General features: G+C 68.7%; 13 protein-coding genes and 2 tRNA genes. 5 read left to right on the top strand and 10 right to left on the bottom strand.

Annotated elements, in window-relative coordinates; translation table 11 throughout:
- Window positions 1-75 precede the first annotated feature (75 nt).
- The 3 genes from AC069H_RS00125 to AC069H_RS00115 all read left to right on the top strand — a co-directional run bounded on the left by AC069H_RS00125 (window position 76) and on the right by AC069H_RS00115 (window position 1,325).
- Window positions 76-558: a tRNA adenosine deaminase-associated protein gene (locus AC069H_RS00125; RefSeq protein WP_199745611.1), complete on the top strand. Its 483-nt coding sequence runs from the start codon at window positions 76-78 to the stop codon at window positions 556-558.
- Between the two features lie 23 nt (window positions 559-581).
- The gene (locus tag AC069H_RS00120; protein ID WP_478231390.1) at window positions 582-1,034 is read left to right on the top strand and encodes a nucleoside deaminase; all 453 of its coding nucleotides are present in this window, start codon (window positions 582-584) and stop codon (window positions 1,032-1,034) included.
- Window positions 1,035-1,118: 84 nt separating this feature from the next.
- Window positions 1,119-1,325: a CsbD family protein gene (locus AC069H_RS00115; RefSeq protein WP_037320359.1), complete on the top strand. Its 207-nt coding sequence runs from the start codon at window positions 1,119-1,121 to the stop codon at window positions 1,323-1,325.
- Between the two features lie 47 nt (window positions 1,326-1,372).
- Here AC069H_RS00115 and AC069H_RS00110 read toward each other — a convergent pair.
- Both AC069H_RS00110 and AC069H_RS00105 read right to left on the bottom strand, forming a co-directional pair.
- A tRNA-Ser gene (locus AC069H_RS00110) sits at window positions 1,373-1,460 on the bottom strand.
- Window positions 1,461-1,502: 42 nt separating this feature from the next.
- A complete protein-coding gene (locus AC069H_RS00105) occupies window positions 1,503-2,048 on the bottom strand; it encodes a DUF305 domain-containing protein (RefSeq protein WP_478230875.1) in 546 nt (181 codons plus the stop codon).
- A gap of 94 nt (window positions 2,049-2,142) precedes the next feature.
- Between AC069H_RS00105 and AC069H_RS00100 the strand changes: the two genes are divergently transcribed.
- Window positions 2,143-2,565 (top strand): limonene-1,2-epoxide hydrolase family protein, encoded by a 423-nt coding sequence (locus tag AC069H_RS00100; RefSeq protein ID WP_478230874.1) that lies wholly within the window; start codon window positions 2,143-2,145, stop codon window positions 2,563-2,565.
- 330 nt (window positions 2,566-2,895) lie between these two features.
- Here the strand turns inward: AC069H_RS00100 and AC069H_RS00095 are convergent, their stop codons facing one another.
- Together AC069H_RS00095 and AC069H_RS00090 are read right to left on the bottom strand one after the other, a co-directional pair.
- Window positions 2,896-3,066, bottom strand: a complete 171-nt coding sequence (locus AC069H_RS00095) for a hypothetical protein (RefSeq protein ID WP_478224283.1) — start codon at window positions 3,064-3,066, stop codon at window positions 2,896-2,898.
- A 126-nt stretch (window positions 3,067-3,192) separates the two neighbouring features.
- Window positions 3,193-4,521, bottom strand: coding sequence for a BNR-4 repeat-containing protein (locus AC069H_RS00090; RefSeq protein ID WP_478230873.1), 1,329 nt, complete (start codon window positions 4,519-4,521; stop codon window positions 3,193-3,195).
- Window positions 4,522-4,694: 173 nt separating this feature from the next.
- Between AC069H_RS00090 and AC069H_RS00085 the strand changes: the two genes are divergently transcribed.
- The gene (locus AC069H_RS00085) at window positions 4,695-7,160 is read left to right on the top strand and encodes an endonuclease/exonuclease/phosphatase family protein (protein ID WP_478230872.1); all 2,466 of its coding nucleotides are present in this window, start codon (window positions 4,695-4,697) and stop codon (window positions 7,158-7,160) included.
- A 73-nt stretch (window positions 7,161-7,233) separates the two neighbouring features.
- Here the strand turns inward: AC069H_RS00085 and AC069H_RS00080 are convergent, their stop codons facing one another.
- From AC069H_RS00080 to AC069H_RS00055, 6 genes are all read right to left on the bottom strand, one after another.
- Complete coding sequence (locus AC069H_RS00080; RefSeq protein WP_478230871.1) at window positions 7,234-7,605, bottom strand: hypothetical protein; 372 nt, start codon at window positions 7,603-7,605, stop codon at window positions 7,234-7,236.
- Window positions 7,598-10,339, bottom strand: a complete 2,742-nt coding sequence (locus tag AC069H_RS00075; RefSeq protein ID WP_478230870.1) for an FtsK/SpoIIIE domain-containing protein — start codon at window positions 10,337-10,339, stop codon at window positions 7,598-7,600. Before AC069H_RS00075 ends, AC069H_RS00080 begins: the two co-directional genes overlap by 8 nt.
- A gap of 15 nt (window positions 10,340-10,354) precedes the next feature.
- Window positions 10,355-10,600, bottom strand: a complete 246-nt coding sequence (locus AC069H_RS00070) for a hypothetical protein (RefSeq protein WP_478230869.1) — start codon at window positions 10,598-10,600, stop codon at window positions 10,355-10,357.
- A gap of 1 nt (window position 10,601) precedes the next feature.
- Complete coding sequence (locus tag AC069H_RS00065; RefSeq protein WP_005167132.1) at window positions 10,602-10,862, bottom strand: hypothetical protein; 261 nt, start codon at window positions 10,860-10,862, stop codon at window positions 10,602-10,604.
- Between the two features lie 143 nt (window positions 10,863-11,005).
- Window positions 11,006-11,090: transfer RNA gene (locus tag AC069H_RS00060), tRNA-Ser, on the bottom strand.
- A gap of 63 nt (window positions 11,091-11,153) precedes the next feature.
- Window positions 11,154-11,909, bottom strand: coding sequence for a PP2C family protein-serine/threonine phosphatase (locus AC069H_RS00055; RefSeq protein ID WP_340686315.1), 756 nt, complete (start codon window positions 11,907-11,909; stop codon window positions 11,154-11,156).
- Window positions 11,910-11,917 lie beyond the last annotated feature (8 nt).

Raw genomic sequence — 11,917 nt, 5'->3', positions numbered from 1 at the left:
TCTCGATAGTGGCGCATGCGGCGCTTCGGGCGCACCGTGCGTGCGTTCCGAATGCGGGCGGAATACGGTGTGCGCATGGCGGTGCAAGAGCCGATCACGGGGTTCGCGGTGGCCGTGGTGCGGGAGGACGGTCGGTGGCGGTGCAGCTCTCTTGATCCGGGGGCGCTCGCCGAACTCGACGCTGCGATCACCGAGCTCGGGAAACTGCGTTCCACAGGTGCCGCGTTCGGGCTGCTGGCGGTCGACGACGAGTTCTTCGTGATCGTCCGGCCGAGCCCCAGAGGTCCCTCGTTGCTGTTGTCCGACGCCGCCGCGGCGCTCGACTACGACATCGCCGCGGACGTCCTCGACGTGCTGAGAGTCGATCCCCCGGACGAGGACGATGACGCGGTCTGGCCGGAAGGCGACCTGGAGATCCTGTCCGACCTCGGACTCCCCGGGGCCGAACTGCAGGTGATCGTCGGCGAGGTCGACCTCTATCCGGACGAACAGCTCCAGATGGTCGCGCAGCGGTGCGGGTTCGCCGCCGAGTTCTCCAAGATCCTGGACGAGATCTGAGCCCCGCCGCCTCCGCCGCCGACATCGCCGCCGTCCGGGCGGCGATCGCGGCGGCGCGAGGTGCGGGCGACGACGTGCCGATCGGCGCCGTCGTCCTGTCGCCGGACGGGACCCCGCTCGCTTCCGCGCGCAACGCCCGTGAAGAACTCGGCGACCCGACGGCGCACGCGGAGATCCTCGCGCTGCGGGCCGCGTCCGAGAGCTACGGCGACGGCTGGCGGCTCGAAGGCTGCACGCTCGCGGTGACGCTGGAGCCGTGCACGATGTGCGCCGGCGCGCTCGTGATGGCCCGGGTCGCGAGGGTCGTCTTCGGCGCTTGGGAACCCAAGACCGGGGCCGTGGGGTCGCTGTGGGACGTCGTCCGCGATCGGCGGCTCAGTCACCGCGCGGAGGTCGTCGGCGGCGTGCTGGAGGCCGAATGCGCGGCCCTGCTCGAAGAGTTCTTCCACGGGCAACGGGGTAACCGCACCGGGTGACAGATGTGTCGGATCCCGTGGCCCGGGTAATCCGGAGGCAGGCGGCCGCAAACGGCGGCCGCGGTCGAAGGAGGAACATCCGCCATGAGCGTTTTCGACAAGGCGAAGGACAAGGCCGAACAGGCCATCGGCGCCGCCAAGGAGAAGCTCGGCGAGAAGACCGGCAACCAGGACCTCGCGAACTCCGGCCGGGCCGACCAGACCGAAGGCCAGGTCAAGGAGGCCGGGCACGACCTGCGCGACCGTGCGGAAGGCGGCGTGCAGGACCTCAAGGACAAGTTCAACAAGTAGTCCCGGACGCAGAAGAGCCGGTCTCCGTGGAGACCGGCTCTTCGCTGCGGTGGCGGTGGGATTTGAACCCACGGACGGGTATTAACCGTCACACGATTTCGAGTCGTGCTCCTTCGGCCGCTCGGACACGCCACCGCCGAGAACAATACCGGAGGGCCTTCCGGAGTCTTCAGGGGGTCAGGGAAGCTGCGCGGTGATCTCGTCGATCGCCGCCGTCTGGTTCTCCACGATCTCCCGCGCGAGCGCCTTGGTCTCGGCGTGCTCGCCCGACGACAACACGGTCTTGGCCATCGCGACACCGTTGCGCAGATGCTCGGCCATCAGCGGGAGCCACGCCTTGTCGAACTCGGCGCCGGACAGGTTCTGCAGCGAGGCGACCTGTCCCTCGGTGATCATCCCCGGCATCGCGTGCCCGGCGTGACCCGCCGCGGGGAGAACGGCCGCGTTCCACGATTGCAGCCAGCCGGTCATCGTCTGGACCTCTGCCGACTCGGCCTTGACGATCTTGGCGGCGGTGGCCTTCACGTACTCCGAGGCCGACCGTTCCGAGGCCAGGTTCGCGACCTGGATCGACTGCTGGTGGTGCGGCACCATCTGCTGGGAGAAGGTGATGTCGGCCTGGTTGGCGCCCGGTGTCGCCGGTGCGGCGCCCGTGGCCGTCGAGCAGCCCGCGAGCACCCAGACGACCAGCCCGAACAGGGCCATCGGCAGTCGCCGTCGCATCGATACCTCCGTAGTCAGGGGAAAGCGGCCCCTCTCCTCCTGTGATACGGCTGTGACCTTCCGGCGGTTCAAAATCGGATCAGCCTTGGCGGGCATGACGGATCCGAAGACAGTGGTGACCGGTTTCCTTCAGGCCCTCGAAGAGTTCGACATCGATCGGGCGCTCGGCTTCGTGGCGATCGACATCGTCTATCAGAACGTCCCGCTGCCCCCGGCCTTTCGGCGGTGGAGAAGCAGTTGCGCACCATGGCCCGCTACGGCAGCGGGTTCGAGGCGCGCACCCACCACACCGCCGGTGTACGGGCCGATCGTGCTGACCGAGCGCACCGACGTCCTGCGACGTGGATCGTGGGAGGCCGAGTTCTGGGTGTGCGGCACGTTCGAAGTGCGCGACGGCCGGATCGTGCTGTGGCGCGACTACTTCGACTGGATGACGTTCCTGGCCGCGAGCGCGAAGGGCGCGGGCAAGGCGGCGGTCGCCGGCGCGAAAAGACTCGTGAGTGGCAAGGACGGTTAGGGCCAAGAGCGTCTTGGGTGCCTACTGGATTTGGCTGGGGCTGATCGTGTGTCCGTGAAGGCCTCCTTCCCTACCCTGAGGGTAGTGAAGGAGGCCTTCACTTCCTTCAGGGTCGCCGAGGGAACTCGACCTTCATGTACTTCAGGCGGGCACGGGCGCCGGAACGGGCCCACCGAACGCCTCGTGAGTGGAAAGGACGGTTAGAACCGTCCTTTCCACTCACGAGGCGAAACGACACACCGCCGGTGTACGGGCTCCGTCCTCCCCCGACGGGTCCCGTGCACCGGCGGTGCGCCCCCAGTTCCCCCTGCTCGCCCTCCCCGGCGAGCGTCAGAAGGTCGTGTGCCGGTCGGCCATGTCGGCCTCGCGCAGTACGGCGTCGAGCCGCGCTCCGCCGAAATGGGCCACCTGCCGCCCGCCGCGTTTCCGGTCGCGCAGATCGACGGCGAGCGCGATGGTCAGCAGCAGAACCAGTGTCGTACCGACGATGAGCCAGTTCATCGGACACCTCCTCCGGCGACGCGAGCCGAGGATTTGTGTCCTCGCTCACGTCGCCAAAGGTAGCTCCGGGAATGCCGGGTCGTACCCGGACTTGAGGTTCATTTAAGGCAGCGGAACACCAATGGGCTATTTGCGCGGGACTCCCGCGACATAAATGTCACCGTCGGCCACGGAGACGTCACGGGCACTGGACGCGCCGGTCGCCAGAATGCGGGCCGGGTCCCGGAAACCGGTGATCACTTCGACGCGCTGGACCGGTTTCGGTGTGGTGATCACCGTTTCCGGCCGCCAGACGCGGCCGTTCTCGAGCAGGAACGTTTCAATGCCCGGTTTTCCGTCGCGGGTTCCGTAAACGCGCCAAGTGCCGCCATTGAGCTGTTCGATCTCGCGTAATCGGAGCCCGTTCGCGACCTCGCGCACCTCCCAGTTCCGGCCGTTCCACGCGGCCGCGAAATCGCGCGGCGAGCCCGCGGCGTCGAACTGGAACCACGTGACGAACGGTTTGCCGTCGCGCTGGGTGCCGACCTGCAGGATGTAGTCCGGCGACTTGAGCCCGCCGGGGAGTTCGAGCGGCGTTTCGGCGACCTTGAGATACCGCTCCTGTTCGGCGTCGTCGACCTGCGTGCCGAGGTCGTGGCCCGCGGCGGAGAAGAAGCGCAGGGTGCGGACGTCGAACGACAGGTGGTAGACGTTCCGGTGGTAGACGTCGTGCTTGTGCTGCGACGGCCCGCCGCCCGCGAGCGTGTAGACGAACTGGATCCGCCCGCTCGACGGCAGGTATCGCAGCTGCCCGACATAGATCTCGTCCATGTGGTCGGCCCGGCCCAGCGAGCCGAACGCCCACCGCTTCCCGGTCAACCGCACGGAGTTCTTCCACGTCTTCCCGTGGTCGCGGGAAACGAGGTACTTCATCGGGCGGAAGTCGGAGTCCGCCGTCGGATCCAGTTCCTTCGTGGTCTCGCGGTAGAACAGGAACAGCGTGCCGTCGACGGTCTTCACCGGCATCGGATAGCTCGCCGCGTCCCCCTCCGGGACCTCGACGCCGGTCCAGGTGCCGTCGAGGGAATGGGCGAGCGGCGCGCGGCTGATCACGGTCCGCGTGTTGTGCATGCCGCGGAAGATCAGCAGATGCCCGTCGCCTGCCAGCAGCATCGTGGGGTAGTTGTGCGGATCGGACTCGCCGTCGGCGATCTTCTTCGGCGCCGTCCAGACGCCGGTCCGGTGGTCGTAGGCCTGGACGTAGGTGTCCGCGGCCTTGCCGGACCACGAGATGAAGGTCTTGCGCGCGACCGGGTCGAAGATCCCGCCCGCGTTCGGCCGCCGGTCGGTGCGCGACGCGACCGTGCTCGCCGGGGTCATCACCTCGAACGCGGCCTTCTCCGGTGGTTTGGCGGCCGCCAGGGGAACCGGGATCACGAGACCGGCCGCGATGAGCGCGCAAAGCAGTCTGCGCATGAAGACGCCTCCTGGTGTGTAACAGGCGGCGGAGCTTGATCTTCGCACGCGGTGACTCGGCGCGACCAGGGTCCGAACGGGCTAGCGGTGACGAATCGTTGTCTTGTCGTCTTCCTCATTTCACTTGTTCGGGGGAGTATGCCTCGACCGATCTTGTGAAAAGGGGACTCAGCGTGACCACATCCCGACGTGCCGCCCGGAGACGGGCCCTGACCGTGGCCGTCGCCTCCGGCCTGGTCGTGAGCGGCGTCTCCGCTCCGACCGCGCTCGCCGCGCCCAGCGCCGACGCCGTGATCGCCGAGGTCTACGGCGGTGGCGGCAATTCGGGCGCCACGCTGACCAACGACTTCGTCGAACTCGCCAACCGCGGCACGGCCGCCGTGAGCCTCGACGGCTTCAGCGTCCAGTACGCGCCCGCGTCGGGGAACAGCTGGCAGGTAACGCCGCTGGCCGGCAGTGTCGCTCCGGGTGCGCGGTACCTCATCGCGCAGGCGAAGGGCTCGGGCGGCACGGTCGCGTTGCCGTCACCGGACGTCACCGGTTCGCTGGCCCTGTCCGCGACCGCGGGCACCATCGCGCTCGTCCAGGGCACCACGGCGCTGACCTGCAAGACGGCCGCCGACTGCGCGGCCGACACCCGGATCAAGGATCTGGTCGGCTTCGGCGCCGCCGCCGTCATCCGCGAGGGTTCGACGGCGCCGGCGCCGTCCAACACCGCCTCCGTCGCCAGGGGGACGACGCTCGCGGACACCGACGACAACGCCGCGGACTTCACCTCAGGCTCGCCCACCCCGACCAACGGCAAGGGTGAGACGCCGGGCGAGACCGGCCCACCGCCGGTCGACGCCAAGATCCACGACATCCAGGGCACCACCCGGATCTCGCCGTTCAAGGACCGGAAGGTCGCCGGGGTCACCGGCGTCGTCACCGCGATCCGGAGTTTTGGTTCGGCGCGCGGGTTCTGGATCACCGACACCGCGCCCGACGCCGACCCGCGCACCAGCGAGGGCCTGTTCGTCTTCACCGGCTCGACCACGCCCGCCGTGGCCGTCGGCGACGCGGTGACCGCCGCGGGCACCGTCCGCGAGTTCTACCCGGACGCTCCCGCGACCTCGCCGTACCAGTCGCTCACCGAGCTGACCAGTGCACAATGGACGGTCCAGTCGAGCGGGAACGCCCTGCCCGCCCCGGCCGTCGTCTCGCCGGACACAGTCCCGGACACTGTCGCCCCCGCTCCGGGCGGCAGCATCGAACCGTTGCCGCTGGAGCCCGCGAAGTACTCACTGGACTTCTGGGAGACGCACGAGAGCGAGATCGTCAGCGTCTCCGACGCGCGCGTCGTCGGCCCGACGTCGAGGTTCAACGAGCTTTACGTGACCACCAAGCCGAAGCAGAACCCGAGCGTCCGCGGCGGCGCGGTGTACCTGGACTACGACCGGCTCAACACCGGCGTGCTCAAGGTCGCGTCGCTGATCCCGTTCGCCCAGCAGCCGTTCCCGAAGGTCAACACCGGCGACGTGCTCACCGGCGAGACCTCCGGCCCGGTGGAGTACAGCAACTTCGGCGGCTACACGCTGTTCGCGACGAAGCTGGGCGCCGCCAAGGACAACGGGTTGCAGCGCGAGAGCACCCGTGCGCAGCGCAGTGGTGAGCTTTCCGTGGCGACCTACAACGTCGAGAACCTGTCCGCTTTGGACAGTGCGGAGAAGTTCGGCGAGCTGGCCAAGGCCGTCGTCGGGAACCTGGCGAAGCCGGACATCCTGAACCTGGAAGAGATCCAGGACAACAACGGGCCGGCGAACGACGGCACCGTCGCCGCGGACCAGACGTTGCAGAAGTTCGCCGACGCGATCGTCGCCGCTGGCGGCCCGCGTTACGAGTGGCGTCAGATCGACCCGGAGAACGGCAAGGACGGCGGCCAGCCGGGCGGCAACATCCGCGTCGGCTTCCTGTTCAACCCGGCGCGGGTATCCTTTGTGGACCGTAAGGGCGGCGACGCGACCACTCCGGCCGGCGTGGTCAAGGAGCGCGGCAAGACCCACCTCACCGTCTCGCCCGGCCGCGTCGAGCCCGGGAACGAGGCGTGGGAATCCAGCCGCAAGCCGCTGGTCGGCGAGTTCGTCTTCAAGGGCCGCACCGTGTTCGTCATCGCGAACCACTTCAACTCCAAGGGTGGCGACCAGCCGGCCCACGGCCGCAACCAGCCGCCGGTCCGGAGTTCCGAGGTGCAGCGGGCCAAGCAGGCGACCGTGCTACGCGGCTTCGTCGACAAGCTGCTCGCGTCGGACAAGAACGCGAACATCGTGGTCGCCGGTGACATCAACGACTACCCGTTCTCGCCCGCCGTGCAGACGCTGACCGCCGGTGGCGCGCTGAAGGACCTCATCGCGTCGCTGCCCGAGAACGAGCGGTACAGCTACGTTTTCGAGGGGCAGTCGCAGGTGCTGGACCACATCCTGACGTCGAAGGCGCCGCGCGGGCTCGACTACGACGTCGTCCACCTGAACGCGGAGTTCGCGAAGCAGGCTAGCGACCACGACCCGCAGGTGCTGCGGTTCCGGCCGAGCGCGGGCAACCCCGTCCAGGACTCGTTTTACGACTTGGCGGACTACCTGGAGAAGGTGCTCGGCCAGCTGTGATCCGCAATTAGTCCTCTGGATGCGGTAGTTGCACACGCAAGTACCGCATCCAGAGGACGAAACGCGGGTGAAGTCAGGAGCGTTTCGCGCGCCAGCCCAGGGAAAGTACCGCCTGCACGAGTTCCTGGTAGCTCGGCTTGACCTCTTCCAGGTACTTCTCCAGGTACCCGGGCCGCGCGGTCGGCACCGGTTTCGGGTCCTCGTCTTCTGGCAGCCACGAGAGCCCTTCGACGTTGTGCTGCGCCATCTTCCACCAGCGCGTGCACCGGTCGACGGCGCGTTGCTCGCGTTCGGCGGCGTCCGCGACGGCCTGCTGCGCCTCGGCGAGCCGGGCCTCCAGTTCGTCCGCGCGGCCGATCTCCCAGTTGCGGAGGTTCTCCGCCGAAGCGCGCGCCAGGCCGACGATCTCCTTGTACCGCATGGCCGCGGTGATGCCGTCATCCATCGAGAAGCCCTTCCGGACGCTGGAACGGGATGATCACCTCGGGGGCGCCGTGGGTGGTGCGGTCGAAGAACAGCGCCCGGCCCGGTCGCGGTGACCAGTGCACGACCTGGCCGGCGGCGAACGGCGACAGTTCGTTGCCCTGGACGTCCAACGCCGCCCAGGTCCCGATGTCGTCCGTGCCCGCGAAACCGAGCGTGTCCTTCAGGCGGGCGATGCTGCGCCACCAGCCGATGGTGTGAACGCCGTGTGTCGGGCCCTGCTTCAGCAGCACCCGCAGCTGATCCAGACCGCTCTTGAGCTGTCCGGGTGCCTTCGCCTCCAGCGCGGGGATCGACGCGTCGACGCCGTACAGGAGCAGAACCTGTGCTTTGTCCAAAGAGGACAGATTTTCCGCGATATCGATTACCCGGGCGGGTAAATCGTCGACAAGGGTGGCCTGGTGTCCCTCCGCGCGCAGCCGCTCGGCGAGTTCGGCCACCGCGGGGACGGACGCTTCGATGGGGCACGAGAGCACGAACTCCACCGACCCGCAGTGATACTGGCGAGCCAGCGATCGAGCGGCGGAGTCCATGATGGACAATGCTTCCGCGGTGGCCGCGCCGAGGACGGCGACGTTGCGTCCCGGTGCCTTCGGCAGCTCGACCCCGCAGGCGGCCTCGTCGACGTCGATGGACTGGCCGAGCAGCGCCCGCGGCCGATCCGTCGGCTTCAGGTCGGCGAACGCCGGGAACTGTTCCAGCACAGGGGAATGCGCCCCGTCGAACAGCCGGGGCCGCTTGAACGACTCCGCGTACTGCTCCCAGAGCCGGTGCTGCAGTTTGTTGAAGACGTCCTTGGTGCTCGCGTCCGGTACGTGGGCGAGCTGGTTCCCGTGCGCCACCCCGGAATCGTGGTTGATCACCGCGTGCCACTTCGGCGCGGAGACGGCCGCGTTGTTGGTCTCGGCCAGCACGCGCCGCGCCTTCGGCATCGCGATCCGCAGCGTGCACTGCTCGAACACCGCCGGTTTGCCCCAGAAGGCCTCGATCCCGGCGACGTCCTGGCTCGCCAGCACCAGGTGGATGCCCTGAGACCGGCCTCGCCGCGCGATGTCCTCCAGCAGCTGGGTCGCGGTCGCCGTCACGCCGTCGCGGCCGGCGAACAGGTACTGGAATTCGTCGATCACCGCGACGATCCGCGGCCAGTGCCCGCCGGGGTCCTGTTCGCGCAGGTCCGCGAGGTTGGTGACCTCGTGCAGTTTCGCCGCGGCGGACCGGCGGCGCAGCTCGTCGGCGAGGAACCGCAGCAGCGCCAGGCCGAACTCGCGGTCGGTGTTGACGTTGACCCCGATGAGCTTGGCGTGCGGCAGCCAGCTGGCGTCCCGCCGCCCCGGCGCGAGCCCGGCGAACGACACGCCCTCCTTGAAGTCCAGCAGGTACAGCGCGAGCTCGTCCGGCGAGTACCTGGCCGCGAGGCTGCCGAGCAGCGAGTACAGGAAGTTCGTCTTACCCGAACCGCTCGGACCGCCGATGAGCACGTGCGGGCTGGCGTCACCGATGACGACCTCCACCGGCTCGCCCTCGAAGAACCCGACCGGTGCCCGCAGCTCGCGCGCCGAGCTCTCCTTGCCCAGCTCGGTCGGCAGGAGGTCGGTGAACGCGCGGGGCCCGCCCTGTTTGGCGATCAGCGCCTCGGCGATCCGCCCGGCGGCGCGGATGACCTGCCCGGACGGCATCGGCGGGTCCAGGTCGACGACCAGGTCGGGGCCGGTCATGCTGCTCTTCGCGCGCCGCTCGTCGTGCAGGCTCAGCGATTCGACCGACGTCGACAGCATGGTCGGCACGTCGATCAGGATCAGGCAGATCCCGGCCGCGAGCGCCCCGGTGGCGACTCGTTTCAGTTCGCGGGCGCGCTCCGGTTCGAGGGTTTCGCCGTTGCCGTACAGCACCGCGACGCGGAACGGTTCGACGCGCTGGCCGCTCGCCCGCCGGATCTCCCTCAGCGACGTGTGCCCCGCCTGCATCCCGGTCGCGTGGATGCGGCGGATGTGGCCCGCCAGCTCGTCGAGGAGGTCTTCGAGCCGTCCCGGGTCGTACAGCGTGAGCGCGCTCGTGCGGCTCAGCGGGTACAGGTCGGGAAGGATCGCGGTCAGCTGCCCGACATCCCACAGGTGGACGCGCACCGCGCCGGGTTCGAACGTGCTCAGGATCCGCATCAGCAGGTTCTGCACGATGCCGTCCACCGCGGCCCTGGTCTTGGGCGCCGACGTGATGGACAGGTGCGACTCGTCGAGCAGGGGCACCGCGACGTCGAACGTGCGCGGGACGTCCTTGCCCGAAACGGTCGCCGAGCCGACGCGCCACAGTCCCGGCGCGGTGATGCCGGGATTTCCGCCGACGCGGCCGAGCCAGCTGCCCGGCGGCTGGCTCGCGGGCCCCGGCGCGTTGTGCGCGACGAGTTCGCGCAACGCGTTCGGGCCGGCTTCCCAGTCCGCGTAGAACTGGCCGCGCACGCTGCCGAGCTGGCCGAACACCTCGTTCGCGGCGGGATGCCGCGACCATTCGGTGTACTGCTCCGAGGTGGAGTTGTCCATCCCCACCCGGACTATGTGCTGTTCCAGCTCCAGTTTGGCCAGTTCCGCCTCGGCGTACTGGCGGGCGCCGGCGGCGGCGCCGAGAACGAGCCCGATCTGGTGCCGGACCCGTTCCAGCGCCGTAACGACGCGATTGCGCTGTTCACTCGCTTTGCTGCCCATACCGGCTCGCCGATCTCAGAGGCGGGATTGGTAGCCGCTGACCAGGTCGTCAGCGGCGGAAAGGCGCGTCAGGAGATTTTCCATTCCTTCGTCGGCCTGCGCCAGCTGCGGCGGCACCCAGGGCGCGGCTTGGGCCTGGGGTTCCACGATGGCGCGCCTGGACTCCTCGAGCAGGCTTCTCGCCCGCTCGGCATGGGCGCGTCCGTCGGCGAGGCCGGTTTGGACCGCCGTCAGCAGCTGGTGCAGCTCCTCGAGGTACATGTCAGAGACGGGTCGAGTACGACTCGGCCGACGAGATGCCCGCCTGGATGGTGCTCTGCATCCCGGTGATGCCCTGCAGGGCCTCGGCGAGGAGCCCGTGTGCCTGGCTCACCTCGTGCTGGGTGCTGCCCTGGGTGGCCTGGGAAAGCGAAAGCTGGGCTTCTTCGAGAGACTGCGCTGCCTGCTGAAGTGCGGCGATGCTCGCGGATGCCTTCTCGTTCGCGAGCGCGATACCAGCGCGGATCTCTTCGACTCCGGCCATTTTGGCGGACTCCCTTGGGACGTCGGGGGGGCTGGAACGACCACTATTAAACTTAGCGTGATCAACTGACTCTGTTAAGTGAAGGTCCTGCTAGGTAATCAACAAGGCCCCGGACGTCGGAACGTCCGGGGCCTTGCTGACGGCGGAGGATACAGGATTCGAACCTGCGAGGGCGTGAACCCAACACGCTTTCCAAGCGTGCGCCTTAGGCCGCTCGGCCAATCCTCCGTGGGGAACTTTACCGGATGCCCTTTCGCCCCCGCGAAGGCGGGTCTGACCTGCGTTTGCGGCTCAAGTGGGCGCGGGGACGGTGGTGTCGACAACGTCGGCCACGACGCAGGTGATGTTGTCCGGCCCGCCGCCTTCGTTGGCCAGGTCGATCAGCCTCGGGACGGTCTCGGCGGGATCTTGGAAGGCCCCCAGGACGTCCTTGATAACGGTTTCGACAACCGTTGCCGTTAACCCGTCCGAGCACAGCAGGAGACGGTCTCCGGGCGCGGCGTCGAAGGTCCAGATGTCCGCTTCGCCGCTGCCGGTGCTCAAGAGCGCCTTCATCAACAGCGAGCCGCGAGGGTGTCCCTCGACCTCCGACGGGTCGATGCGCCCGTCGTCCGCGAGGGCCTGCGCGAGCGTGTGATCGCGGGTGAAGCGCTGAAGCGTGCCGCCGCGGAGGAGGTAGCCCTTCGAGTCGCCGATGTGGGCGGCGGTGAAGTGGGAGCCGTCGAACAGCACTGTCGTCAGGGTGGTGCCCATGCCCCGCGTCTCGGGCTCCTGCTCGGCCGTCGCGGCGAGCCGGTCGTCGATGGCGCGAAGGCCGCCGGAGAGCACCTCGACCAGGTCGACGTCCGCGAGGTCGAAGCCGCGGAGGTCCTTGTCGAGCCGGGACAGGACACCCACCGCCTCGGCGCTGGCCACCTCGCCGTGCGGCTGGCCGCCGATGCCGTCGGCGACGGCCAGCATCCTGGTGCTGGCGTAGACCGAGTCCTGGTTGACCTGGCGCCGCCGCCCGACGTCCGAGCCGGCGGCGTACCGAAGGGTGTACCTCATGGATCCCA

It is taken from the genome of Amycolatopsis sp. NPDC043887, from assembly GCF_056435665.1.
Note: the sequence above shows the minus strand (reverse complement) of the source record. Positions and strands in the feature narration are given on the sequence as shown.

Bases quoted from the DNA above. Each gene is read 5' to 3' on its own strand.
- AC069H_RS00125 (WP_199745611.1), top strand. From the start codon at position 76: ATGGCGGTGCAAGAGCCGATCACGGGGTTCGCGGTGGCCGTGGTGCGG.
- AC069H_RS00115 (WP_037320359.1), top strand. From the start codon at position 1,119: ATGAGCGTTTTCGACAAGGCGAAGGACAAGGCCGAACAGGCCATCGGC.
- AC069H_RS00105 (WP_478230875.1), bottom strand. From the start codon at position 2,048: ATGCGACGGCGACTGCCGATGGCCCTGTTCGGGCTGGTCGTCTGGGTG.
- AC069H_RS00100 (WP_478230874.1), top strand. From the start codon at position 2,143: ATGACGGATCCGAAGACAGTGGTGACCGGTTTCCTTCAGGCCCTCGAA.
- AC069H_RS00095 (WP_478224283.1), bottom strand. From the start codon at position 3,066: ATGAACTGGCTCATCGTCGGTACGACACTGGTTCTGCTGCTGACCATC.
- AC069H_RS00090 (WP_478230873.1), bottom strand. From the start codon at position 4,521: ATGCGCAGACTGCTTTGCGCGCTCATCGCGGCCGGTCTCGTGATCCCG.
- AC069H_RS00080 (WP_478230871.1), bottom strand. From the start codon at position 7,605: ATGGATGACGGCATCACCGCGGCCATGCGGTACAAGGAGATCGTCGGC.
- AC069H_RS00075 (WP_478230870.1), bottom strand. From the start codon at position 10,339: ATGGGCAGCAAAGCGAGTGAACAGCGCAATCGCGTCGTTACGGCGCTG.
- AC069H_RS00070 (WP_478230869.1), bottom strand. From the start codon at position 10,600: ATGTACCTCGAGGAGCTGCACCAGCTGCTGACGGCGGTCCAAACCGGC.
- AC069H_RS00065 (WP_005167132.1), bottom strand. From the start codon at position 10,862: ATGGCCGGAGTCGAAGAGATCCGCGCTGGTATCGCGCTCGCGAACGAG.
- AC069H_RS00055 (WP_340686315.1), bottom strand. From the start codon at position 11,909: ATGAGGTACACCCTTCGGTACGCCGCCGGCTCGGACGTCGGGCGGCGG.